The 23,131-nt window shown below is 55.8% G+C and carries 21 protein-coding genes and 3 tRNA genes; 13 read left to right on the top strand and 11 right to left on the bottom strand.

Annotation, left to right across the window (positions count from 1 at the left end; genetic code table 11):
• Nucleotides 1-64: 64 nt before the first annotated feature.
• On the top strand, nt 65-1,069 hold the full coding sequence (gene gap, locus ABWV79_RS00250) for a type I glyceraldehyde-3-phosphate dehydrogenase (protein ID WP_170354070.1): 1,005 nt from the start codon (nt 65-67) through the stop codon (nt 1,067-1,069).
• Here gap and coaD read toward each other — a convergent pair.
• The 3 genes from coaD to ABWV79_RS00235 all read right to left on the bottom strand — a co-directional run bounded on the left by coaD (nt 1,061) and on the right by ABWV79_RS00235 (nt 3,017).
• On the bottom strand, nt 1,061-1,552 hold the full coding sequence (coaD, locus tag ABWV79_RS00245; RefSeq protein ID WP_170751048.1) for a pantetheine-phosphate adenylyltransferase: 492 nt from the start codon (nt 1,550-1,552) through the stop codon (nt 1,061-1,063). The genes gap and coaD overlap by 9 nt on opposite strands.
• 85 nt (nt 1,553-1,637) lie before the next feature.
• The gene (locus tag ABWV79_RS00240; protein ID WP_170354068.1) at nt 1,638-2,075 is read right to left on the bottom strand and encodes a CBS domain-containing protein; all 438 of its coding nucleotides are present in this window, start codon (nt 2,073-2,075) and stop codon (nt 1,638-1,640) included.
• Nucleotides 2,076-2,135: 60 nt separating this feature from the next.
• Nucleotides 2,136-3,017: a LysR family transcriptional regulator gene (locus ABWV79_RS00235; RefSeq protein WP_502949845.1), complete on the bottom strand. Its 882-nt coding sequence runs from the start codon at nt 3,015-3,017 to the stop codon at nt 2,136-2,138.
• A 125-nt stretch (nt 3,018-3,142) separates the two neighbouring features.
• Between ABWV79_RS00235 and ABWV79_RS00230 the strand changes: the two genes are divergently transcribed.
• A complete protein-coding gene (locus tag ABWV79_RS00230; protein WP_170354066.1) occupies nt 3,143-4,642 on the top strand; it encodes a CoA-acylating methylmalonate-semialdehyde dehydrogenase in 1,500 nt (499 codons plus the stop codon).
• A gap of 162 nt (nt 4,643-4,804) precedes the next feature.
• Nucleotides 4,805-5,389, top strand: a complete 585-nt coding sequence (locus tag ABWV79_RS00225) for a L,D-transpeptidase (protein WP_353389596.1) — start codon at nt 4,805-4,807, stop codon at nt 5,387-5,389.
• 53 nt (nt 5,390-5,442) lie between these two features.
• On the opposite strand, the gene ABWV79_RS00220 is transcribed toward ABWV79_RS00225, so the two are convergent.
• Together ABWV79_RS00220 and ABWV79_RS00215 are read right to left on the bottom strand one after the other, a co-directional pair.
• Complete coding sequence (locus ABWV79_RS00220) at nt 5,443-5,919, bottom strand: fasciclin domain-containing protein (protein WP_170354064.1); 477 nt, start codon at nt 5,917-5,919, stop codon at nt 5,443-5,445.
• Between the two features lie 70 nt (nt 5,920-5,989).
• The gene (locus ABWV79_RS00215; protein ID WP_353389594.1) at nt 5,990-6,841 is read right to left on the bottom strand and encodes a class I SAM-dependent methyltransferase; all 852 of its coding nucleotides are present in this window, start codon (nt 6,839-6,841) and stop codon (nt 5,990-5,992) included.
• Between the two features lie 130 nt (nt 6,842-6,971).
• On the opposite strand from ABWV79_RS00215, the gene ABWV79_RS00210 reads away from it, so the two are divergent.
• The 6 genes from ABWV79_RS00210 to ABWV79_RS00185 all read left to right on the top strand — a co-directional run bounded on the left by ABWV79_RS00210 (nt 6,972) and on the right by ABWV79_RS00185 (nt 12,483).
• Complete coding sequence (locus tag ABWV79_RS00210) at nt 6,972-8,087, top strand: carboxylate-amine ligase (protein ID WP_170354062.1); 1,116 nt, start codon at nt 6,972-6,974, stop codon at nt 8,085-8,087.
• Nucleotides 8,088-8,190: 103 nt separating this feature from the next.
• Entirely contained in the window at nt 8,191-9,333 is a 1,143-nt protein-coding gene (locus ABWV79_RS00205) for an acyl-CoA dehydrogenase family protein (RefSeq protein WP_353389592.1), read from the top strand.
• A gap of 7 nt (nt 9,334-9,340) precedes the next feature.
• Nucleotides 9,341-10,372, top strand: a complete 1,032-nt coding sequence (locus tag ABWV79_RS00200; protein WP_353389590.1) for an enoyl-CoA hydratase/isomerase family protein — start codon at nt 9,341-9,343, stop codon at nt 10,370-10,372.
• Nucleotides 10,373-10,384: 12 nt separating this feature from the next.
• Complete coding sequence (gene mmsB, locus ABWV79_RS00195; protein ID WP_353389588.1) at nt 10,385-11,257, top strand: 3-hydroxyisobutyrate dehydrogenase; 873 nt, start codon at nt 10,385-10,387, stop codon at nt 11,255-11,257.
• Between the two features lie 132 nt (nt 11,258-11,389).
• Nucleotides 11,390-11,746: a hypothetical protein gene (locus ABWV79_RS00190; RefSeq protein WP_353389586.1), complete on the top strand. Its 357-nt coding sequence runs from the start codon at nt 11,390-11,392 to the stop codon at nt 11,744-11,746.
• A gap of 80 nt (nt 11,747-11,826) precedes the next feature.
• Complete coding sequence (locus ABWV79_RS00185; protein ID WP_353389585.1) at nt 11,827-12,483, top strand: site-2 protease family protein; 657 nt, start codon at nt 11,827-11,829, stop codon at nt 12,481-12,483.
• Between the two features lies 1 nt (nt 12,484).
• On the opposite strand, the gene uvrA is transcribed toward ABWV79_RS00185, so the two are convergent.
• The 3 genes from uvrA to ABWV79_RS00170 form a co-directional block, all read right to left on the bottom strand.
• Nucleotides 12,485-15,343, bottom strand: a complete 2,859-nt coding sequence (gene uvrA / locus ABWV79_RS00180; protein WP_353389583.1) for an excinuclease ABC subunit UvrA — start codon at nt 15,341-15,343, stop codon at nt 12,485-12,487.
• 179 nt (nt 15,344-15,522) lie between these two features.
• Nucleotides 15,523-15,599, bottom strand: a tRNA-Asp gene (locus ABWV79_RS00175).
• Between the two features lie 45 nt (nt 15,600-15,644).
• A tRNA-Asp gene (locus ABWV79_RS00170) sits at nt 15,645-15,721 on the bottom strand.
• A 340-nt stretch (nt 15,722-16,061) separates the two neighbouring features.
• Here ABWV79_RS00170 and ABWV79_RS00165 point away from each other — a divergent pair.
• Both ABWV79_RS00165 and ABWV79_RS00160 read left to right on the top strand, forming a co-directional pair.
• Nucleotides 16,062-16,799: a porin gene (locus ABWV79_RS00165; protein WP_353389582.1), complete on the top strand. Its 738-nt coding sequence runs from the start codon at nt 16,062-16,064 to the stop codon at nt 16,797-16,799.
• Nucleotides 16,800-16,852: 53 nt separating this feature from the next.
• Nucleotides 16,853-16,927, top strand: a tRNA-Val gene (locus tag ABWV79_RS00160).
• A 101-nt stretch (nt 16,928-17,028) separates the two neighbouring features.
• On the opposite strand, the gene lon is transcribed toward ABWV79_RS00160, so the two are convergent.
• From lon to ABWV79_RS00145, 3 genes are all read right to left on the bottom strand, one after another.
• Nucleotides 17,029-19,437, bottom strand: coding sequence for an endopeptidase La (lon, locus tag ABWV79_RS00155; protein WP_353389580.1), 2,409 nt, complete (start codon nt 19,435-19,437; stop codon nt 17,029-17,031).
• A 211-nt stretch (nt 19,438-19,648) separates the two neighbouring features.
• On the bottom strand, nt 19,649-20,779 hold the full coding sequence (tgt, locus tag ABWV79_RS00150; RefSeq protein ID WP_353389578.1) for a tRNA guanosine(34) transglycosylase Tgt: 1,131 nt from the start codon (nt 20,777-20,779) through the stop codon (nt 19,649-19,651).
• 63 nt (nt 20,780-20,842) lie between these two features.
• Nucleotides 20,843-21,754, bottom strand: a complete 912-nt coding sequence (locus tag ABWV79_RS00145) for a nucleoside hydrolase (RefSeq protein WP_353389576.1) — start codon at nt 21,752-21,754, stop codon at nt 20,843-20,845.
• Between the two features lie 176 nt (nt 21,755-21,930).
• Between ABWV79_RS00145 and ABWV79_RS00140 the strand changes: the two genes are divergently transcribed.
• Nucleotides 21,931-22,821 (top strand): SPFH domain-containing protein, encoded by an 891-nt coding sequence (locus ABWV79_RS00140; protein WP_170751003.1) that lies wholly within the window; start codon nt 21,931-21,933, stop codon nt 22,819-22,821.
• Entirely contained in the window at nt 22,821-23,099 is a 279-nt protein-coding gene (locus ABWV79_RS00135; RefSeq protein WP_170354040.1) for an NfeD family protein, read from the top strand. Before ABWV79_RS00140 ends, ABWV79_RS00135 begins: the two co-directional genes overlap by 1 nt.
• Nucleotides 23,100-23,131 lie beyond the last annotated feature (32 nt).

Here is a 23,131-nt window from a genome sequence, read left to right as displayed (position 1 = left end):
TTTTTGACTGTTTTAGCTTTGTTAGCGCTAACCTTTTATTGGACGACACGCGACGGAGCGGATCATGACACTCAAGCTTGCAATCAATGGATTTGGACGGATCGGACGTGGCGTCTTGCGCGCCGTGATGGAAAGTGGCCGGACAGACGTTGAAATCGTCGCGATCAATGATCTGGCCAAACCCGAGATGAACGCCCACATGTTTGAATTCGACAGCGTCCATGGCCGGTATTTCAAACCTGTGAAGCTCACCGAAGCTGGCTTGGATGTGGGCGCTGGCCCTATTCGCCTGACAAGCGAGCGAGAGCCTGAAAAACTGGACTGGTCAGATATTGATGTCGTGTTGGAGTGCACTGGAGTGTTTCGCACGCGCGAAGCCGCAGCTCGTCATCTTGAAAACGGGGCAAGCAAGGTGCTGATTTCAGCCCCCGCACGCGGGGATGGCGGCGTCAAAACCGTAGTTTACGGAGTGAATGATCACGAACTGACAGCCGATGATATTATCGTGTCAAATGCATCATGCACGACCAACTGCCTGTCGCCAGTTGCAGCCGCGTTGGACGATGGCCTGGGAATTGTGCATGGCAACATGACAACCGTCCATGCTTATACCGCCAGCCAACCCGTCCATGATACCGCCGGCAAAGACCCCTACCTTTCTCGCGCTGCGGCATTATCGATGATTCCTACGACAACCGGCGCAGCCGCCGCAGTGGGCTTGGTGCTTCCACAACTTCAGGGGAAACTAACGGGACAAGCCATTAGGGTTCCTACCCCGAATGTTTCGGTTGTTGATCTTGTTGCCGAGGTTTCACGCCCGACGACCGAGGATGAGGTAAATGCCTTGTTTGTCGCTGCTGCCGAGAAGATCCCGGGTGTTCTGGCGGCTGAGAAACGCCCCTTGATATCGGTCGACTTCAATCACGATTCCCACAGCTCGACCGTGTCACTTGCAGAAACAAAGGTAACCGACGGGACATTGGTCCGGGTTCTGGCTTGGTATGATAACGAATGGGGTTTCTCCAACCGCATGCTGGATACTGCAATGGCAATGGGTGCGTCAGCTTAAGCGGTTCTGTAAGGCTGTAGCAACGCGGGGCGTAACGAATTTGGATACGTCCCCGCCCAGCCGCGCAATTTCCTTGACCAGCTTGGACGCGATCGCCTGATGGCGCGCCTCGGCCATCAGAAAGACCGTTTCGATTGAATCATCCAGCGCGCGATTCATTCCAACCATTTGAAATTCGTACTCAAAATCAGCCACGGCCCGCAATCCGCGAACTATGGTTTGCGCTCCAACGTCGCGTGCGCAATCGATCAGCAGGTTTTCGAAGGGATGCGCGACAATCACTGTACCGGTCTGTTCGGATAGTTGGGCGCACTCGGCTTCGATCATGGCGACGCGCTCTTCCAAAGAAAACAACGGGCCCTTGTCTCGGTTGATAGCCACACCAATTACAAGCTTGTCGACCATCGCAGCAGCGCGGCGAATAATGTCGATATGGCCCAGTGTGATCGGATCAAAAGTTCCGGGATATAATGCGACCCGCATCGCGCCCTCCTGCGCAATAAAATTTCGGCGCAAGCAAACACAACTCTGCCGCGGGTGCAATAGGGCGCTTTGGCCCTGTCTGAAATTAGTGGCCCATGATCATTGTCTGGAGCGCCTCTTTCTCCATCGCCAATTCCGAAAGCTGTGCTTTGACCACATCCCCAAGTGTTACGATACCTATCAGCTTGCCATCTTCGACGACAGGCATATGGCGGAAACGCCCTTCGGTCATGCGGCTGAGGACATCCTGAACCGAGTCCTGACGCGTCGCAGTTACAAGATCGCTGGTCATGTAAGCGCTGACCGGTTTCGCCAGACAACCACTTCCACTTGCAGCCAACTCTCGCACAATATCACGTTCCGACAAAATTCCAGATGCCGTTTCCCCCCCGTCTTCAGAGACCACAACCGTCCCGATCCGCTTTTCTGCAAGGATTTTTGCCGCATCGGACACAGTGAGATCGGGCGTAACCGTTTCGACCCCTTCCGTAGCCTTTGATTTCAGAATGGCCTGAACCAGCATGTGCGAAACCTCCGAAATAACTCGCTGTTTTACAAAGCGTTGCCGGAATGCCCATATGTGTCAAGGTGAAGCTTCAGCTTCCAGACGCACGACTTCCTCGCGGATTCCGGCAGTCAAAGCCTGTGCGAACCGGTTCAAGCGTTCATTTCGTTGATCACCCTGATGTCGGATTAGAAAATACCTGCGGGTCAGACTAAGCTGATCCGTCAGGATTTTCCGAAGGTTTGGATGGAATGGCAGCGCAAAATCGTGCCCCACACAAACCCCTGACCCGAGCGATGCTTGCCCCAGCTGAACCGATATCGAATTCGATGCAAGGGCAACTCGTTCAACCCCGATATCGACCAGATAGTCGAGTTCCCGGTCAAAAATCATATCCGGGATATAGCCAATAAATCGATGCCTTCTAAGAGCTTCCAGGTTCTCAATTTTGGCTTGCGTATTCAGGTATTCCTGACTGGCAACCAGATGTAGCCGGTAGTCCGTGATCTTTTGCACCAGAAACCGGCCAGCCGTGGGCGCGCTGACCGTTATGGCCATATCCGCCTCACGGCGGGACAGGTTAATCACACGGGGCAAAGACAGAATCTGAATATCCAATTCGGGATTTGCGTCGCAGATTTTCGCGCAGACTTGTGGCAAAAGATACGTAGCGCAGCCATCCGGAGCACCGATCCTGATTTGGCCACTCAGTGTCTTTGATGATCCCGAGACAGAACCGGATGCGGCCCGCATGGCTTCTTCGGCCTTCAAGCCGTGATCAAGCAAGCGTTCCCCGATTGGCGTCAGAACATAACCTTGCTGCGACTTGGTAAACAAAGGCGCATCCAGCGATGCCTCAAGCCGTGCGACTCTGCGCCCTACCGTCGCCGGGTCGATCTTAAGACGCCGACCTGCGGCTGACAGGCTTTCCTCACGCGCGACGGCCAAAAACACCCGCATGTCATCCCAGTTTGGAACCACCGCTCCTCCTTTTGCATTTTTGCAAAATATTTTTGAATTATTGCCTCTATTCACGCGATTTATGCAAGCCTATTCTGCGCCCAAACAACCCGGAGGAATTCGCAATGACCGAACTGTCCCATTTCATCAACGGTGAGAATGTCGCCGGCACATCCGGTCGCTTTGACGATGTGTTCAACCCGGCCACGGGTGAAGTGCAATACAAATGCCCGATGGCCAGCGCTGCCGAAACCACAGCCGCCATCGAAAGCGCAGCTGCAGCGCAACCCGCTTGGGGCGCTACCAACCCGCAAAAACGCGCGCGCGTGATGATGGCCATGGTTGGGCTGATCAACCGTGACATGGACAAGCTGGCCGAAGTCCTAAGCCGCGAGCACGGCAAGACCATTCCGGACGCCAAGGGCGACCTGCAACGCGGTTTGGAAGTGATCGAGTACTGTGTCGGTGCCCCACATATGCTGAAGGGTGAGTACACAGACAGCGCCGGCCCCGGAATTGACATCTATTCGATGCGTCAGCCCCTTGGCGTCGTGGCATCGATCATGCCGTTCAATTTCCCGGCCATGATGCCTTTGTGGCACGTAGGCCCCGCGCTGGCGTGCGGCAACGCCATTGTTCTGAAACCTTCAGAACGTGATCCGTCGGTCCCGTTGATGCTGGCCGAGCTGTTCATCGAAGCAGGTCTTCCGAAAGGTGTGTTCCAGGTTGTGAATGGCGACAAAGAAGCAGTCGACACCCTTCTGGACAGCGAGATCATCCAAGGTGTTTCGTTTGTGGGTTCGACTCCGATTGCGCAGTATATCTACAGCCGCGCCTCTGCGAATGGTAAGCGGGCGCAGTGTTTCGGTGGGGCCAAGAACCACATGATCGTCATGCCCGATGCCGATATGGATAAAGCTGCCGACGCGCTTGTTGGCGCCGGTTTCGGTGCCGCTGGCGAACGCTGCATGGCCGTTTCGGTTGCTGTTCCGGTCGGTGACGACACTGCAGACGCGCTTGTCGAAAAGCTAATCCCGCGCATCGAGAAACTGAAGGTCGGTCCATATACGGCAGGTGACGACGTGGATATGGGCCCCGTCGTGACGGCCGCCGCAAAAGAACGCATTCTGGGTCTGATCAACTCTGGCGTGGAACAAGGTGCCAAGTTGGTCGTCGACAACCGTGATTTCAGCCTGCAAGGCTATGAAGATGGCTTTTTTGTTGGCCCGCACCTGTTCGATCACGTGACGCCGGAAATGGATATCTACAAGCAAGAGATCTTCGGCCCGGTTTTGTCCACCGTGCGTGCAGGTTCGTACGAAGAGGCGATTGGTCTGGCAATGGACCACGAATATGGCAACGGTACTGCGATCTTCACGCGTGATGGTGACACTGCACGTGACTTTGCCAGCCGGATCAACATCGGCATGGTCGGCGTCAACGTTCCGATCCCGGTGCCGTTGGCCTATCACACCTTTGGCGGTTGGAAGAAATCCATGTTCGGTGATCTGAACCAGCACGGCCCTGATAGCTTCAAATTCTACACCCGCACCAAAACCGTCACGGCCCGCTGGCCGTCGGGCATCAAAGAAGGTGGCGAGTTTAACTTCAAAGCGATGGACTAAGTCACCTGCCTACGAAACCGGCCCCAAGCGGGCCGGTTTTTTAACGCTTCACGATAAATTCAGACCTCTATATCTGGAAAAAACCGATCAACAGGAATATTTTCTACACAAACTATTTTTTGAGCAGTTCCTGATCCGGAGGCAAAATTGTCGAAATCCAGAATGACCCGTCGCTCTGCGGTGCTGGGCGTAGCGTCCCTAGTGGCCACACCTGCTTTGGTGCGCGCGCAAAGTTTGGATGCGTTCCCGCAAAACGAAGATGCAATCAGCACTCAGCTTCCGGTTCGCAGAAACGTCTCATCTTTCTCACAACAAAACTGGCAGGATCACTTCGATGAACTCGGTGTGGGTGCGTTGTTGGCAGATATCACAAGCCGCGCGGTGCACTACTGGGGGCCTGATGGGACTTACAAACTGTACCCCAGTTCGGTTCCCATGAGCGAAGAATTGACCAAGCGCGGCTATACCGAAGTCGTACGCAAGCGCGAAAATCCAAGCTGGACGCCTACCGATTCGATGCGCGAGCGTGATCCTGATCTCCCTATTCGAATGGAAGGCGGAGAACCGGGGAACCCACTTGGAACGCGCGCTATGTATTTGGGTTGGCCCGCCTATCTGGTGCATGGCACCCATGATACGCGAAAGATTGGTCGACAAAGTTCTTCTGGTTGTATTGGCCTATACAATCAGCATGTCGAAGAATTGTACCCTCTGGTCCAGGTCGGAACCCAAGTCCGTCTGGTCTGACAAAAAGCCCCGGACCTTCAAGGACCGGGGCTTTTTGTTAATGCTTGGTTTTATTATTCAGGCAGGATCACAGCATCGACGACGTGGATCACACCGTTGCTGGTTTCGATGTCTGCCTGGATGACTTCGGCATCATTCACCTTGACGCCACGCTTGGCATTCACGCTCAGACGGTCACCCTGTACGGTTAGAACCTTGGCGCGTTTTCCGGCAATGTCACCAGACATGACCTTGGCAGGAACAACGTGGTAAGTCAGAATTTCAACCAGTTGGTCCTTATTCTCGGGCAGAAGCAGTGTTTCGACCGTACCCTCAGGCAAAGCTGCGAAAGCTTCGTCAGTCGGAGCGAAGACAGTAAACGGACCGTCACCTTTCAACGTTTCAACAAGACCTGCGGCCTGAACGGCGGCAACGAGGGTTTCGAACGACCCGGCCGAAACGGCGGTATCCACAATGTCAGCGGCTTGTGCCTTGACGGGCAAAGTCAGTGCAAGTGCGGCGGCAGCGCCCATCAGTGTTTGGCGGAACATGGCTGTATCTCCTCTCCAGCGTGTTATGGAAAGGGGTACGGGGCCTCAGCCACAGCGGATCACTTTGAGTTCAATTTTCTTTGATCTGCACCCAGATACTTTGCGCACGACCATCGCCCAGGAACGGCAAAGCCTCGACCGCATCGGGGCGATCCTGTTGCAGGTAATACCCCGGCCAAAGCATTGAAAACGCGCCAGATTGTAGCAAAGCGTGCAGCATGTACTGCTCGCCCCAACCCGGGCAGTCATAGAAGAATCGCTTGGGATATTCATAAGGTAGAAAAACATCATGCACGTGAATCACCACACCGGGTTTCAGTGCAGGGATGATGCGGCAAAACAAATGCGCGACGTCATTGCTCATGCGGACTACATGGCTGGAATCGATGAACAGAACGTCGCCCGCCTCCAACTGATCGAACAGCGCGGGATCCACTTCTTCCAGCCGTCTCTGCTCGAAATGATCTACCACATGGGCGATATCAGCACGCGGATAGGGATCAATCGCGGTGATCTGCGTCTCAAGCCCGCCGTCGATGATTGCCTGCCGGGTAACGCGCGTGGAGTTTCCGCAGCCAACCTCGATCACACGCCGGGGTTTGAATCGGCGGATCATCAAATACAGCGCGTCGGCATCGGGACTATCGTAGTAACCGTTACCGATCCGATACCCCGTCTGATTGCGCTCGGGGTCCTTGAGGGCCGCAAGCGCATCCGCATGTCCGGTGTATTCTGCGATGAGGGGCGCGATATCAAACCCCTCCATTCCAGGTGACAACGCATAAGCAGGACGGGTCAAGCCACCTTCCTGTTCAAATGCCTCAAGCCGGGCGCGCTCGTCGTCTTCTGGTCCTTTGTCGACCAATTTAACTCCAAGCTCCGAAAGCGTGTCGTTGATCTTTGGGAATTTCCTGGGTTTCACGCGAACGCTCCGGGGTTTGGACAGTTGACTGAAGGGTTCTTATCGCCGGCGCCGGGGGCTTCGCAAGCCAAACACTTGGCAAGGCGGTCATTTCCGTATTCACTGTTTGGAATAACCGACGAGGGCGACCATGCAGCAGGAATACACGCTGGGCATTGAAGAAGAGTATCTTCTGGTCAATCGGGACACGTTCGAGCTTTCCGAAGCGCCCGAAGCTTTGATGGAGGCCTGTCAGTCCGATTTCCAAGGTCAGGTCAGCCCCGAATTCCTGCAATGTCAGATCGAGGTCGGCACCCGCCCCCATGCGACCATTGCCGGCGCGCGTGAGGACCTGAAACGCTTACGGTCTTGCGTGGCCAAACGTGCAGCGGACTACAACCTCGCCCCGGTGGCGGTATCGTGTCATCCGTTTGCCGATTGGAAAAAGCAAAGCCATACGCGAAAAGATCGCTATGACGCCCTGCACCATGCACTTGGCGGCGTAGCGCGACGAATGCTGATTTGTGGAATGCATGTCCATATCGGAATTGATGACCCTGCCCTGCGCGCCGACCTTATGCCGCAGCTTTCGTATTTTCTGCCCCACCTTTTGGCCCTTTCGACCTCATCCCCCTATTGGAACGGCGAGGATACGGGGCTGTCGTCCTACCGCCTGACAGTCTTCGACAACCTACCCCGAACTGGCTTGCCCCCGACCTTGGCCAGTTGGGCCGACTATGAGCGCACCACGGGCATTTTGGTCGAACTAGGTGTGATCGAGGATACGTCGAAAATCTGGTGGGACCTGCGCCCATCACACCGCTTCCCAACGCTTGAGACCCGCATAATGGACGTGCAGCCTCGGCTGGAACACGCCTTGTCTTTGGCTGCGATGGTCCAGGCGCTGACCCGGATGCTATGCCGGTTGAAAGCCAGAAACTTACGCTGGCGCAACTATGACCAGTTCCTGATCGGAGAAAACCGTTGGCGCGCACAGCGCTATGGCGTCGGCGAGGGCATGATCGACTTTGGCGACCGCTCGATCAAGCCCATGCCCGAATTGATGGGCGAACTGATGGGACTACTGGCCGAAGACACCGAGGCACTTGGTACAATGACCGAACTGGCGCGGTTGCAACAAATCGCGCAGAACGGAACATCGGCCACACGTCAGCGACGCGTTTATGCCGAGGCATCCGCCCGTGGCGAAGATCCTGGAAAAGCGGTTGTCCAACACCTGATCGAGGAATTTCACCACGACCTTTAATCCCCAAGAGACAGATGCTGGGAATTGCTGGCCGTGAAAAATTTCTGTAAGGATTAGGAAATAAACACTCGTTCAATTCATCCGTCGGCGTGGGAGGGAAGCCATGGATTTCGCTTTGACCGAAGAGCAGACTGCGATCTTCGACATGGCCTATGAGTTCGGGCAGGAGAACATCGCCCCCTATGCTCGACAGTGGGAGGCCGAAGGCACCATCCCCAAAGACCTGTGGCCCCGTGTCGGAGAGCTTGGGTTCGGCGGCCTCTACGTCTCTGAAGACAGCGGTGGTTCTGGTCTGTCGCGTCTGGATGCCACCATGGTGTTCGAGGCGTTGTCGATGGCCTGCCCGTCCGTTGCAGCGTTTTTGTCGATTCACAACATGTGCGCCAAAATGCTGGACAGTTTCGCCGGGGATGCGCTGAAAGCGCGTATCATGCCCGATGTTCTCAGCCTGAATACCGTTCTCAGCTATTGCCTGACCGAACCGGGCTCGGGCTCGGATGCTGCTGCGTTGAAAACCCGCGCGGACCGCAGCAATGAAGGATACACCCTGAACGGGACCAAGGCATTTATCTCGGGCGGCGGGTATTCCGATGCTTATGTCTGCATGGTGCGCACCGGACAGAACGGCCCCAAGGGAATCTCAACGGTCTATGTCGAAGACGGTGCGCCCGGCCTGTCCTTCGGCGCCTTGGAGCAGAAGATGGGATGGAAAAGCCAACCCACAGCACAAGTGCAGTTCGATGATTGCAAAATCCCGGCCGAGAACCTTGTCGGCGTCGAAGGCGATGGATTCAAATACGCGATGATGGGGCTGGATGGCGGACGGCTGAACATCGCCTCATGCTCGTTAGGGGCCGCGCAAGCGGGGCTGAATATGACGTTGCAATATATGTCCGAGCGGCAGGCGTTCGGTCAGTCCATCGACCAGTTTCAGGCGCTGCAATTCCGTCTGGCCGATATGGAGATCGAGTTACAGGCAGCCCGAACGTTCTTACGGCAGGCGGCCTGGAAACTGGATCAGGGCACGCCGGATGCCACCAAGTTCTGCGCCATGGCCAAGAAATTCGTAACCGAGACCGGATCAAATGTTGTGGATCAATGCCTGCAACTGCATGGCGGCTATGGCTATCTGGCAGATTACGGGATCGAGAAACTGGTCCGCGACTTGCGCGTGCATCAGATCCTGGAAGGCACGAATGAAATCATGCGCGTGATCGTGTCGCGCCAGATGCTCGCCAACCGCTGAGGGGGCCATGGCTGAAATCGACATTCGCAACACCGGTCGCGCCGGACGGATCACACTGACCCGGACCAAAGCCCTGAACGCTCTCAGCTATGACATGTGCATGGCCATAGACACTGCTTTGCGCAACTGGCGTGAAGATGACTCGGTTGATCTTATTGTTATGGACGCCGAGGGCGACAAGGCATTCTGCGCTGGCGGCGACATTGCGGAACTGTACGAGACCGGCAAGAACGGTGACTATGCTTACGGCCAGACGTTTTGGCGCGATGAGTACCGCCTGAACGCGCTGATATTTGAATTCCCAAAGCCCGTCGTCAGCTTTCTGCAAGGGTTCACCATGGGCGGTGGCGTTGGCATTGGCTGTCACGGCAGCCACAGGATTGTAGGCGAAAGTAGCCAGATCGCCCTGCCCGAGTGCGGGATCGGATTGGTTCCGGATGTCGGTAGCTCGCTGATGCTGGCGCTCGCACCAGGACGCGTCGGCGAATACCTTGGCATGACCGGTCATCGGATGGGCCCGGATGATGCCATTTTCGCAGGTTTCGCGGATCACTTCATTCCCATGGCGCAATGGTCGGACTTGATCGAACTGTTGGAAGCATCCGGAGACGCCAGCCTTCTGACCACCCACGCCCAAACACCCCCGGACGGCGTGTTGGCCGGATTGCAAACCAAGATCGACGCGCATTTTGACGGCGAAAGGCTGCAAGACATCCTCAATAGCCTCAAAGGCAGCGAAACGGACTTCGCAACCGCCGCGCTTAAATTGATCAACCGGGGTTCGCCGCTGGCTATGGCCTGCTGTATCGAGATCTTGCATCGCTTGCGCACCCCCAGCCTCACCATCCAGAAGGCGCTGGAACACGAGTTCCGCTTTACAAGTCGTGCGATGGAACAAGGTGACTTTCTGGAAGGTATTCGCGCACAGATTATCGACAAAGACCGCACTCCGCGCTGGAGGCACCCCGACCAGAACGTACCCATTGTCGAGGTATCTAGGATGCTTCAACCAATGGGCGCTAAAGCACTGACATTCTAGGAGGATTGAGGAATGAAGATCGGATTTATCGGGCTTGGGAACATGGGGAATCCGATGGCTGCCAATCTGGCGAAAGCCGGTCATGACGTGGTCGGGTTTGATATGGCGGATGTGGATGTTGCAGGCGTGACCCTTGCCTCATCGGGCGCTGAGGCTGCAGGCGGTGCCGACATTGTTATCACCATGCTTCCGAACGGCCAGATCCTGCGGGCCGTGGCGGATGATATTTTGCCAGCGATGAATTCCGGTTCGGTTTGGATTGATTGCTCGACCGTGGATGTCGACAGCGCCCGCGCCGTGGCCGAGCAGGCTGCACAAGTCGGTGTCTTGGCAGTGGACGCACCCGTATCCGGCGGGATCGGAGGGGCTGCGGCCGGTACCTTGACCTTTATGGCAGGTGGCAGTGATGTCGCCTTTGGCAAGGCTGCCCCCCTGTTCGAAATCATGGGACAAAAGGCCGTGCATTGCGGCGGATCAGGCGCAGGTCAAGCCGCCAAAATATGCAATAACATGATTCTGGGCGTGACCATGATTGCCACCTGTGAAGCGTTTGCATTAGCAGACAAGCTGGGTCTGGACCGACAGAAAATGTTTGACGTAGTCAGCACATCCTCGGGATATAGCTGGACAATGAACGCTTATTGCCCCGCACCGGGGGTCGGCCCCTCCAGCCCTTCGGACAATGACTACCAGCCCGGCTTTGCCGCCGAACTGATGCTCAAAGACTTGCGCCTCAGCCAACAGGCCGCGGAAAGTTCAGATGCGGATACGCCACTTGGTCAGGCGGCTACGGCTCTTTATGAGCAATTCGTGGAATCCGAAGACGGTTTGGGCAAGGATTTCTCTGCCATGCTGCCCCGTTTTGAAAAACGAGGAAGAAGTTAACTTTCGCCCGTGGGCGACAAACTGCCCACGGGGTTGACCCGCTCTGATCGGACCGCCATCTATCGGCGTAGATCAGTTCGTGTGCCGGAGGTTTCTATGTCCCGTGTTTTGAAAATAACATTGGTTGCTTCCATGTTTGTCACAGCGCCCGCAGCGGTGATGGCAGGCAATGGTAAAGGCAACGGTAAAAACGCCGACAAGGTCTTTCGCGTGCCCTCGCAACCTGTGATTCAAACCAAAGGCAAGGCTGGGCATTGCCCTCCGGGGTTGGCCAAGAAAAATGTACCCTGTGTTCCACCTGGACAGGCTAAAAAGCTGTATCGCAACGGTGACTTCATCAACAACGATTACCGCTGGATCAATGATCCGTACCGCTATGGCTTGAACCGAGGGTCATATGTCCGCGCCGGGGATTATGTCTACCGGGTCGATCCCGAGACCCGCAAAGTACTGAACTTAATCGGCGCCGTTGCGGATATCCTTAACTAAGTCACACAACCTCTGCGTTAGCTCCCTACTTTTGACGCAATTCAGCGTCATTTCAATTCTCATTATTGCGAGGATTGAATATGCATAGTGACAATTCGATTTTTGAGTTCCGCGGACCGTGGAACGTACCCATTCAGTTAAACCAAAGTCTGATTTTTCTAGTTTTGCTCATAGTGGGGTTCAGTTTTGATCCCGAATCCCTGCCCTATGCGCTTGGTTTTGTGGCCATTTTATTGACCTCAATCCTGTTGCATGAGCTCGGACACGCCTGGGGGTGCTTGATACAGAGTATCCCCGTCAATCGCGTCGTCCTGTATGGCGGTGGCGGGTTTTGCGAACATCGCCGCTCGACCTCATCCTACGAAGACGAATTGATCGTCGCTATGGGGCCGATCGTCAACCTGACCCTGTGGGCATTGTGTTCGTTGTTGGAACCCTTCGTCACCTCGCCCGAACTGGGCTGGGTTCTGGTCGTGACCGCCCAATTGAACCTGTTTTTGGCGGTATTCAACATGTTGCCCCTGATGCCGTTGGACGGTGGCCGTCTGTTTCACGCTGTCCTTAACCGCATGGTCCAACCTGTGACTGCGACACGAATTGCCGGGCTTGTCGGACTGATCGGAGTCGCTCTTTGGTTACCTATGATGGTATTCGCCTACGTAAACTTCGGCTTTGTGTTCCTGTTCTTTCCACCCTTGCTGCGTCATTGGCACATGCTCAGACACGCGCAATACTAGCTTATTCGGCCGCAACCTGTTCCGGGTTCAACATCTGTTTTAGGTACCGACCGGTATGGCTGCGGTCAACAGCGGCCACATCTTCGGGTGTGCCGGTGGCCACGATCTCACCGCCGCCATCACCGCCTTCAGGGCCAATGTCGATGATATGATCGGCGGTTTTCACCACGTCCAGATTATGTTCGATCACTACAACTGTATTGCCCTGATCGACCAGTTCATGCAGCACTTCCAACAGCTTACGGACGTCTTCGAAATGAAGACCCGTGGTCGGCTCGTCCAGAATATACAGCGTCCGCCCGGTCGAGCGTTTGGACAATTCTTTTGACAGCTTCACCCGCTGCGCCTCGCCCCCTGACAGGGTCGTGGCCTGCTGGCCCACCTTGATATAACCCAGCCCAACACGCGCCAGCGCATCCATCTTGTCGCGGATTGAAGGCACGGCCTTAAAGAACTCCTGCGCGTCTTCCACCGTCATATCAAGGACATCGGCAATGGACTTGCCCTTGAACTTGATCTCAAGCGTCTCACGATTGTACCGCGCACCCTTGCAGGTTTCGCAGGTCACGTAGACGTCGGGCAGGAAGTGCATCTCAATCTTGATAACGCCGTCGCCCTGACACGCCTCACACCGGCCACCCTTGACGTTAAAGCTGAACCGACCGGGCTTGTACCCCCGCGCCTTAGCCTCGGGAAGACCGGCGAACCAGTCACGGATCGGGGTGAAAGCCCCGGTGTAAGTCGCTGGATTTGAACGCGGAGTTCGCCCGATGGGCCGCTGGTCAATGTCGATGACCTTGTCCAGATGCTCCAGCCCTTTGATCGTCTCGCAGGGCGCAGGCGTCTGGCGCGCGCCGTTCAACCGCATCGAAGCCGTCTTGAACAGCGTCTCAATCGTCAGGGTCGATTTACCGCCGCCGGACACGCCAGTCACGCAGACGAACTTGCCCAACGGAAATTCTGCCGTGACGTTTTTCAAGTTATTCCCGGTGGCTTTGACGACCTTGAGCTTTTTCTTGTTGCCCTTGCGTCGGTCACCCGGCACAGCAATCTCGCGCGTGCCCGACAGGTACTGGCCCGTCATCGAGGCCGCATCCGCCGCGATATGTTCCGGCGTGCCGTGGCTGACCACCTGCCCGCCATGCACACCCGCGCCAGGGCCGATATCGAACACATAATCGGCCTCGCGGATGGCCTCTTCGTCATGCTCAACGACGATCACCGTATTACCCTGATCGCGCAGGTTCTTGAGCGTCCCCAGCAGCCGGTCATTGTCGCGTTGGTGCAGACCAATCGAAGGTTCGTCCAATACGTAAAGCACCCCCGTCAGGCCCGAGCCGATCTGGCTGGCCAGACGAATACGCTGGCTTTCGCCGCCCGACAGCGTACCACTTGAGCGCGAAAGCGTAAGATATTCCAAACCCACATTATTCAGGAATCCAAGGCGTTCACGGATCTCTTTCAGAATCGCCCGCGCGATCTCATTCTTCTGCACGCTCAGATGGTTCGGCGCGTCCTCGACCCAAGCTAAGGCCTCACGGATCGACATCTGCACGACCTGCCCCACATGCAGACCCGCGATCTTGACGGCGAGCGCTTCGGGCCGCAGGCGGTAGCCTTCGCAAGCCCCGCAAGGACGGTTGTTCTGATAGCGTTCGAACTCTTCACGGATCCACGCGCTGTCGGTTTCGCGATAGCGGCGTTCCATGTTTGGAATCACGCCCTCAAAGCTGCGCGTCACCTGATAGACACGGCCGCCCTCGTCATAACGGAACTGGATTTCCTCATCACCAGAGCCGCGCAGGAACACCTGTTGCACCTTGGCGGGAAGGTCTTTCCACGGGGTGTTCTTGTCGAACTCAAAATGTCGCGCAATGGCTTCGATGGTTTGCAAGAAATAGGGCGACTTACCCTTGCGCCACGGGGCCAAGGCACCGTCATACAGCTTGAGCGTCTGGTCCGGCACCACGAGGCGTTCATCAAAGAACAGCTCGACCCCTAACCCGTCGCAATCGGGGCACGCCCCGAAGGGTGCGTTGAAGGAAAACAGGCGTGGCTCGATCTCGGGGATGGTGAAACCGCTGACCGGACACGCAAAATTCTCACTGAAGGTGATGCGCTCGGCGTCGCCTTCCTTCGGCGCAGTTTCCAGAATCGCGATGCCATCCGCCAAATCCAATGCGGTGCGCAGGCTGTCGGCCAGCCGAGTCTCCATCCCTTCGCGCACGACAAGGCGGTCCACCACCACGTCGATGTCATGGCGGAATTTTTTGTCCAGCGTCGGCGGCGAGTCGAGCTCATAGAACTCTCCATCCACCTTCACACGCTGAAAGCCCTGTTTGCGCAGTTCCAAAAACTCTTTCTTATATTCACCTTTCCGGTCGCGCACGATGGGAGCCAGCAGGTAGCCGCGTGTGCCCTCCTCCATCGTCATGATGCGGTCAACCATATCCTGTACCTGCTGCGCTTCGATCGGCTGGCCTGTGGCGGGGCTATACGGCGTGCCTGCGCGGGCGAACAAAAGGCGCAGATAGTCGTAGATCTCGGTCACGGTACCGACAGTCGAACGCGGGTTCTTCGAGGTCGTCTTCTGTTCGATCGAGATCGCCGGGGACAGCCCGCTGATGTGATCCACATCCGGCTTTTCCATCATGTCCAGAAACTGCCGCGCATAAGCCGACAGGCTTTCGACATAGCGACGCTGACCCTCAGCATAGATCGTATCAAAGGCCAGCGACGACTTACCCGAACCAGACAGCCCCGTGATCACCACAAGCTGATCCCGCGGAATATCCACATCAATGCTTTTGAGGTTATGTTCGCGCGCGCCGCGCACCTCGATATTCTTCAGCTCAGCCATTTTGGCCCCCAAAACGTAAGTGTCCTAGAAATAGGCGAGCGGCGCTGAGTCTCCAACACAAAAGTTAGAACAAAGTGAGAACAAACGAATTATTGCCGAACTCTCCTGACAGAACGAACGCACGGTTTGTAGTGGATGGTTGTTATCTGACTGATCAGGGAAGATTTCGATCAAATAAATGGCGCGGTTGACGGGGCTCGAACCCGCGACCCCCGGCGTGACAGGCCGGTACTCTAACCAACTGAGCTACAACCGCGCATCTATTTTCGTGGCCTTTAACCTGGACCAAGGATGGCAGCGATGGCGCGGTTGACGGGGCTCGAACCCGCGACCCCCGGCGTGACAGGCCGGTACTCTAACCAACTGAGCTACAACCGCCCGCTGCCCGTTCGTTGCTGAACGTTTGGGTGTATTATGGCTACGCTCGGGCAGCGTCAAGCGGCGTTTTGAAGTTTTTTCTGAATTGCGAAATTTAACTGCGAAACCCTGTCGACCTTACTCTGCCTGTTTCAAAGAAAACTGCCGCTTTTTGATCACTGGCGACAAACCAACGGGAGACTCATGATCTCCACAACCTGAACCTGTGTCACCCTCGCCACACAGGCTGAAATTCGGTCTGTTTAGATACACATTCAGGCACCACCTAGATAAAGCGACGACTGCTCATCAGGTCATAGTGTGACCCTTAGCAAACAAAACAAGCAAACGGAGCAGAAACGTGAAAAAACGTATTATTTGCAGCATTTTGGCAGCATCAACAACAATCGGAGCCGCACAGGCCGCGGAAATTTCCGGTGGTTACCTGAATTTGGATTACTCGACATTTACAGACACCGACTTTGGTGATGCCTACAACCTAAACGGCGCTGCAGAATTGGCGTTTAGCCGCGCCTTCAGCGCACAACTCGACCTTGGCGTACAGCGATTCCAAGACCTGAGTGAAACCGCAACCAACTGGACTTTGCACGGCAACTTGCACACCGCCAACAACGCGTCCTTTGGCCTGTTCTACGGCCAGGAGGACCTAGATGATGCGGATTTTGAATTCTACGGGATCGAAGCTGGATTTGATGCTGGACCCGCCGAAATCGAAGGGTACCTGGGACGCCAGGATCTGACCAATGCTTCGGACCTAGATGGCACCTTGTTCGGAATCTCGGCCAAGACCGAGCTGACCGACGCTTGGGAACTGAGCACCAGCTTCGACATCGTCGACAACTTTGGAGGCGCGCTGGACTTCAACCTTTTCGCGATTGGCGCGTCTTACGCGGCGGCTGACAATGCCGAAGTTTATGGCAACCTGGGCGTGGCTCATATCTCGTCCCCGCTTGTTTCAGGCAGCTCAAACGAAGCCTATGTGACTGTCGGCGTTCGCGTAAACTTTGGCAACGACCGTGGCACCACATTCGGTCGTCGCGGAGTGTTGACCCAACTTCCGGGTTTGCCGGGACTGTAAAGCCAAAATGGCACTTGCAGCAGTTTCAAAGTCGCTGTAATACGCCGCCTTACGGGTGATTAGCTCAGTGGTAGAGCGCTTCGTTCACATCGAAGATGTCAGGAGTTCAAATCTCTTATCACCCACCATTTTTTCCTTTTAGCGATTCATAAAAAGGCCCCAGGGCTTTGGTAATCCGAATAGAAAAAGGGCGGAGTTTTCACTCCGCCCTTTCCACAGCACTTTCAATTTAGTGTGTCGTTGCAGAAGCCGCCGAATTATCAGAAGCCTTAGCCGCAGCGGCAGCGGCTTCCTCGGCCGCTTCGTCCCACTCAATCGGCTCTGGTTCGCTGACCAAAGCCTGTTTCAGCACTTCCGAGACATGCGAGACCGGGATGATCTCTAGCCCTTCCTTCACGTTATCCGGAATATCGGCCAGATCCTTTTCGTTTTCCTCGGGGATCAGAACCGTTTTGATGCCACCACGCAGAGCTGCCAGCAGTTTCTCCTTCAAACCACCAATCGGCATCGCATTTCCGCGCAACGAAACTTCGCCGGTCATGGCGATGTCCTTGCGCACCGGAATACCCGTCAGCACGGAAACGATCGATGTGACCATCGCCAGACCTGCCGAAGGCCCATCCTTTGGCGTCGCCCCATCCGGCACGTGGACATGGATATCCAGTGTGTCAAACTTCGGCGGCTTAACACCGATCTGCGGTGAGATTGACCGCACATAGGACGAGGCTGCATCGATGGATTCCTTCATCACATCGCCCAACTTACCAGTGGTCTTCATCCGACCTTTACCCGGCAGTTTCAGCGCCTCGATGTGCAACAAATCGCCGCCAACAGAGGTCCATGCCAGACCAGTGACAACACCGACCTGATCATCCTGCTCGGCCAAGCCGTACCGGAACTTGGGTACGCCTAGGAAATCATCCAGATTGTCTGGCGTCACCGTAACGGATTCAGCCTCTTTCTTGACGATCTTGGTCAGCGACTTCCGGGCAACCTTGGCGATCTCGCGTTCCAGATTCCGCACGCCTGCCTCGCGGGTATAGGTGCGGATAATGGATTGCAGCGCGTCATCGGTCAGCTCAAATTCCTTAGCCTTCAGGCCGTGGTTCTTGACCTGCTTGCTTATCAGGTGCTGCTTGGCGATCTCGGATTTCTCTTCCTCGGTATAGCCAGCCAGTGGAATGATCTCCATCCGATCCAGCAGAGGCCCAGGCATGTTGTAGCTGTTCGACGTGGTCAGGAACATCACGTTGGACAGGTCATATTCGACCTCAAGATAGTGGTCCATGAACGTGCTGTTCTGTTCCGGGTCCAACACTTCAAGCATGGCCGAAGCCGGGTCGCCACGGAAATCCTGCCCCATCTTGTCGATCTCATCGAGCAAGATCAGCGGGTTCGTGGTTTTCGCCTTTTTCAACGCCTGAATGATTTTACCGGGCATCGACCCGATATAGGTCCGACGGTGGCCGCGGATTTCGGATTCGTCGCGCACACCGCCCAACGAGATGCGAATGAACTCGCGCCCCGTGGCTTTGGCGACCGACTTACCCAAAGACGTTTTACCCACACCCGGAGGGCCAACAAGGCACAAGATCGGGCCCTTCAGCTTTTTCGAACGCTGCTGAACCGCAAGGTACTCGACGATCCGTTCCTTGACCTTTTCAAGGCCGTAGTGATCGGCATCCAGAATGTCCTGCGCGCGACCCAGATCCTTTTTGACGCGGGATTTGGTGCCCCACGGCAGCGCCAGAATCCAGTCCAGATAGTTGCGCACCACGGTGGCTTCGGCCGACATGGGCGACATGTTCTTGAGCTTCTTCAGCTCACCTTCGGCCTTTTCGCGCGCTTCTTTCGACAGCTTGGTCTCGGCGATTTTCTCTTCCAGTTCGGCAACTTCATTGCTGCCGTCCTCGCCATCGCCAAGTTCCTTCTGAATGGCTTTCATCTGCTCATTCAGGTAATATTCGCGCTGCGTTTTCTCCATCTGAGATTTGACGCGGGTCTTGATCTTTTTCTCGACCTGAAGAACCGACATCTCGCCCTGCATGAGGCCATAGACCTTTTCCAGCCGCTCACTAACCGAGAGCGTCTCAAGCAGTTCCTGCTTTTGCTCAACCTCAATGCCCAGATGGCCCGAAACCAGGTCGGCCAGCTTGGCAGGCTCGGTGGTTTCACCAACGGCTGTCAGCGCTTCTTCGGGGATGTTCTTGCGGACTTTGGCGTAACGCTCGAACTCATCCGCGACGGTGCGCAGCAGCGCCTCGGTCGTCGTCACGTCACCGGGAATTTCGGTCAGATATTCAGCACGAGCTTCGAAGAAATCTTCGTTTTCCAAAAATTCGGTGATCTGCACCCGCGCCTGACCTTCGACCAGCACTTTCACGGTGCCGTCGGGCAGTTTAAGCAGTTGCAGAACATTGGCCAGCACACCCGACCGGTAAATCCCATCAATCGAGGGATCATCGTCACCTGGGTCAATCTGGCTGGACAGCAAAATCTGCTTGTCGTCCTGCATCACTTCTTCCAGTGCGCGAACAGATTTTTCCCGACCCACGAACAGCGGCACGATCATATGTGGAAAAACCACAATATCGCGCAGCGGAAGCACCGGGTATGAGGAATTCAGAGGCTCTTGCATGCTCAATCCTTATCATTGGCAAGACGGTACTGGTCCCTATAAAGGCAACGCCCGACCGTCTCCTGTTTGGACGCTTAAGGTGGGGTTCAAATACCCCATTTCAACCTCATCGCCGTATGTCGTGATCCAGAATGACCCGAGGTTTTTCGGACTGCAAGGCACCGCGCCGGAATATCCACCGATTTTAACACAACTGACGCAATGTGCGGCATCAAATCGGTTCAATATCGCCCTGAGCGCGCTGCGCGTGGAACTCGGCCTGCCATGCCTCGAATATTCCAGTTGCAATGGCGTCGCGCATTCCCTGCATGATATTCTGGAAATAATGCAGATTGTGCCACGTTAGCAGCATCCCCGAGATCATCTCGTTCGAACGGAACACGTGGTGAAGATACGCGCGGGAATAATTCGAGCAAGCCGGGCATTTGCATTGCTCGTCCAGCGGTCGCGGATCGTCGGCGTGACGGGCGTTTTTGATGTTCACCACACCATACCGCGTAAACACCTGCCCTGTTCGGCCGGAACGCGAGGGCAGAACACAGTCCATCATGTCAATACCGCGAGCGACTGCGCCAACGATATCATCAGGTTTGCCAACACCCATGAGGTAGCGCGGCTTGTCGACCGGCAGCATATCCGGCGCAAAGTCCAGAACATCGAACATGGCCTCTTGCCCTTCACCTACGGCCAGTCCACCGACGGCGTAACCTTCAAAGCCGATGTCCTTCAACGCTTCAGCAGATTCTTCGCGGAAATCCTGCTCTAGCCCGCCTTGCTGAATGCCGAACAGCGCATGGCCCGGACGGTCGCCAAAGGCATCACGGGATCTCTGCGCCCATCGCATCGACAGCCGCATGGACGAGGCAATCCGGTCTCGGTCAGCAGGCAACGCAGGGCATTCGTCAAAGCACATAACAATATCCGAGCCCAAAAGCCGCTGAACCTCCATCGACCGTTCCGGCGTCAACTCGTGCTTGGAGCCGTCAATATGGGATTTGAACGTTACACCCTTTTCGGTCAACTTGCGCAACCCGGCAAGCGACATGACCTGAAAGCCGCCCGAATCCGTCAAAATCGGACGATCCCAATTCATGAATTTGTGCAACCCGCCCAAACGGTCGATCCGCTCGGCGGTGGGACGCAACATCAGGTGATAGGTGTTGCCCAGCAGAATGTCCGCACCCGTCGCACGTACGCTTTCCGGCATCATCGCCTTGACCGTCGCCGCCGTTCCGACCGGCATGAAGGCCGGAGTACGCACTTCACCACGCGGAGTTTGGATTACTCCGGTTCTGGCTTTGCCATCGGTGGCCTTCAGGTCAAAAGAGAAACGTTCGGTCATTCGGTGCCTCGGGGTCGCTGAACCGGGCAGCGTTTGCCCGATCCGCGCGCCCAATGCAACCCGTCAAGGAAGAGAGGCGACGCGCTCGGTAAACAGCTGCACAACCCCTGCCCCATCCACATCGCGGCAAACTCGGATTGGCGGGCGAGAGGGGTCGGGGCGCGTGGCACCGATTTCAGAGCCAATTGTGGTAACTTTTACCCCGGTCTCAACCATGTCGAACATCCCATCATGCGTACAGGCGATCACAGCCGTGGAGTCGTGGAGCCCACACCCCTCAAGACCCCCAATTTCCTTGTAGAAATTGAGATAGAACCGAGAGATATCCCGCAAGAACCCGCCAATATCCGCAGATCGTCTCGCCAACGCTTCGAAATCGGCGGTTTCGTAAAGGGTTTTAAGCGTGACATCTAAGCCGACCAGAACAGTATCCGGAGGCGAAGAGAACACCTCATCCGCTGCTGCAGCGTCGTGGTAAATGTTAGCCTCGGCGTGTTCGGTAATGTTACCTGGGCAAAACACGGCCCCACCCATAATGACCAACCGCTTGATGTTGCGTGAAAACTCGGGGTCCAAGCGCATTGCCGCAGCGATGTTGGTCAGCGGTCCCACGGCACAGACCACCAATTCACCACGATGCGCTTTCGCCATTTCCACAAGGAATGCGGCGGCGTCCAGCGAATGGTTCGTCCCTACCTCTGGAATATCCGTCAAGTCACCAAAGCCTTCGGGACCGTGAACACGCTCGGATGGCGCGTGATCGGTCCTACCCAGCGCGAAAGGCGCACCTTCGGCGACCGGTGCTTCTACAGCCAGTCGATGCAAAAGGTAACGCGCATTTCGGCTGGATTGGTGGACATGCGTGTTGCCGAAAACGGTGGTCAGCCCCAATAGATCAATTTCCGAGGCCGCCGCCGCATAAGATATGGCCATGGCGTCGTCGATGCCGGGATCGGTGTCGATAATAAGTTTCATGCACGTCCGATAGCGCAATCACCAAGGGATGCAAAGCGGCCACATTCGGAAATTTCCCCCTTACATCCGAACGTTCATAGATTTGAATCTAATCCTATACCCGCCATACCTGACTTGAAATTGGGCAAGTCAATCCCCAAATGTATACTATAGTACACAATAATGAGAGGACAGATATGACCGAAGACCAGATTATAGGATTGCTTTCGTCGAACATCATTTTCGTTCTTGGCGCCGTTCTGATTGTCGTTGTTATCTTCAAGGGCATTAAGATCGTGCCTCAGTCGGAAAAATACGTGATTGAACGCTTTGGCCGCCTGCACTCGGTCCTTGGGCCAGGTATCAACTTTATTGTTCCGTTTCTTGATGTTGCACGTCACAAGATATCCATTCTGGAACGCCAATTGCCCAATGCGACGCAAGACGCGATTACTAAGGACAACGTGTTGGTGCAAATCGACACCTCGGTCTTTTACCGCATTCTTGAGCCTGAAAAGACCGTCTACCGCATCCGCGACGTAGATGGTGCGATTGCCACCACTGTGGCTGGGATCGTCCGGGCCGAGATCGGCAAAATGGACCTGGATGAGGTTCAGTCGAACCGTGCACAGTTGATCAACCGCATTCAGGAAAGTGTGGAAACTGCCGTGGATGACTGGGGCATCGAAGTGACCCGTGCCGAGATTCTGGATGTGAATCTGGATCAGGCGACGCGCGATGCGATGTTGCAGCAGTTGAACGCCGAACGCGCCCGTCGGGCACAGGTCACCGAGGCCGAGGGTCAAAAACGTGCGGTCGAATTGAACGCCGACGCCGAGCTGTATGCGGCCGAGCAAACCGCCAAAGCTCGTCGTATTGAAGCTGAAGCCGAAGCTTATGCCACCGGTGTTGTGGCCAAGGCCATTCAGGACAATGGTATCGAGGCCGCGCAATACCAGGTTGCGTTGAAACAAGTCGAAGCGCTGAACGCGCTGGGCGCTGGCAATGGTTCGCAGACAATCGTTGTGCCTGCAAATGCCTTGGAAGCGTTTGGCGATGCCTTTAAGATGCTGAAGGGAGGCAAGTAATGGCAGACCCGTTCTGGCTGACATGGTGGATTTGGTTGGCGGGGGCATTGGCCCTCGGCATCCTCGAGATTGTGCTGCCGGGATTCATCTTTCTGGGCTTCGCAATCGGCGCGGCGATCACTGGGTTGTTGCTGATCATCCCAGGTGTGGCGCCATCCCTGCCGGTTCTGCTGCTGATCTTTGCTGCATTGTCGCTGATAGCATGGCTGGTCCTGCGACGGATGTTCGCCCTGCCCCACGGTCAAGTGAAGACCTTTCGGCACGACATCAACGAATGAACCCACTGGTGCCCGCTTTGGGCACCACGCCA

This window comes from Ruegeria sp. HU-ET01832 (assembly GCF_040371315.1).
GTDB lineage: Bacteria > Pseudomonadota > Alphaproteobacteria > Rhodobacterales > Rhodobacteraceae > Ruegeria > Ruegeria lacuscaerulensis_A.
Note: the sequence above shows the minus strand (reverse complement) of the source record. Positions and strands in the feature narration are given on the sequence as shown.

Coding starts and splice junctions, on each gene's coding strand:
- gap (WP_170354070.1), top strand. CDS start 65: ATGACACTCAAGCTTGCAATCAATGGATTTGGACGGATCGGACGTGGC.
- coaD (WP_170751048.1), bottom strand. CDS start 1,552: ATGCGGGTCGCATTATATCCCGGAACTTTTGATCCGATCACACTGGGC.
- ABWV79_RS00240 (WP_170354068.1), bottom strand. CDS start 2,075: ATGCTGGTTCAGGCCATTCTGAAATCAAAGGCTACGGAAGGGGTCGAA.
- ABWV79_RS00235 (WP_502949845.1), bottom strand. CDS start 3,017: ATGCGGGTGTTTTTGGCCGTCGCGCGTGAGGAAAGCCTGTCAGCCGCA.
- ABWV79_RS00230 (WP_170354066.1), top strand. CDS start 3,143: ATGACCGAACTGTCCCATTTCATCAACGGTGAGAATGTCGCCGGCACA.
- ABWV79_RS00225 (WP_353389596.1), top strand. CDS start 4,805: ATGACCCGTCGCTCTGCGGTGCTGGGCGTAGCGTCCCTAGTGGCCACA.
- ABWV79_RS00220 (WP_170354064.1), bottom strand. CDS start 5,919: ATGTTCCGCCAAACACTGATGGGCGCTGCCGCCGCACTTGCACTGACT.
- ABWV79_RS00210 (WP_170354062.1), top strand. CDS start 6,972: ATGCAGCAGGAATACACGCTGGGCATTGAAGAAGAGTATCTTCTGGTC.
- ABWV79_RS00205 (WP_353389592.1), top strand. CDS start 8,191: ATGGATTTCGCTTTGACCGAAGAGCAGACTGCGATCTTCGACATGGCC.
- ABWV79_RS00200 (WP_353389590.1), top strand. CDS start 9,341: ATGGCTGAAATCGACATTCGCAACACCGGTCGCGCCGGACGGATCACA.
- mmsB (WP_353389588.1), top strand. CDS start 10,385: ATGAAGATCGGATTTATCGGGCTTGGGAACATGGGGAATCCGATGGCT.
- ABWV79_RS00190 (WP_353389586.1), top strand. CDS start 11,390: ATGTTTGTCACAGCGCCCGCAGCGGTGATGGCAGGCAATGGTAAAGGC.
- ABWV79_RS00185 (WP_353389585.1), top strand. CDS start 11,827: ATGCATAGTGACAATTCGATTTTTGAGTTCCGCGGACCGTGGAACGTA.
- uvrA (WP_353389583.1), bottom strand. CDS start 15,343: ATGGCTGAGCTGAAGAATATCGAGGTGCGCGGCGCGCGCGAACATAAC.
- lon (WP_353389580.1), bottom strand. CDS start 19,437: ATGCAAGAGCCTCTGAATTCCTCATACCCGGTGCTTCCGCTGCGCGAT.
- tgt (WP_353389578.1), bottom strand. CDS start 20,779: ATGACCGAACGTTTCTCTTTTGACCTGAAGGCCACCGATGGCAAAGCC.
- ABWV79_RS00145 (WP_353389576.1), bottom strand. CDS start 21,754: ATGAAACTTATTATCGACACCGATCCCGGCATCGACGACGCCATGGCC.
- ABWV79_RS00140 (WP_170751003.1), top strand. CDS start 21,931: ATGACCGAAGACCAGATTATAGGATTGCTTTCGTCGAACATCATTTTC.
- ABWV79_RS00135 (WP_170354040.1), top strand. CDS start 22,821: ATGGCAGACCCGTTCTGGCTGACATGGTGGATTTGGTTGGCGGGGGCA.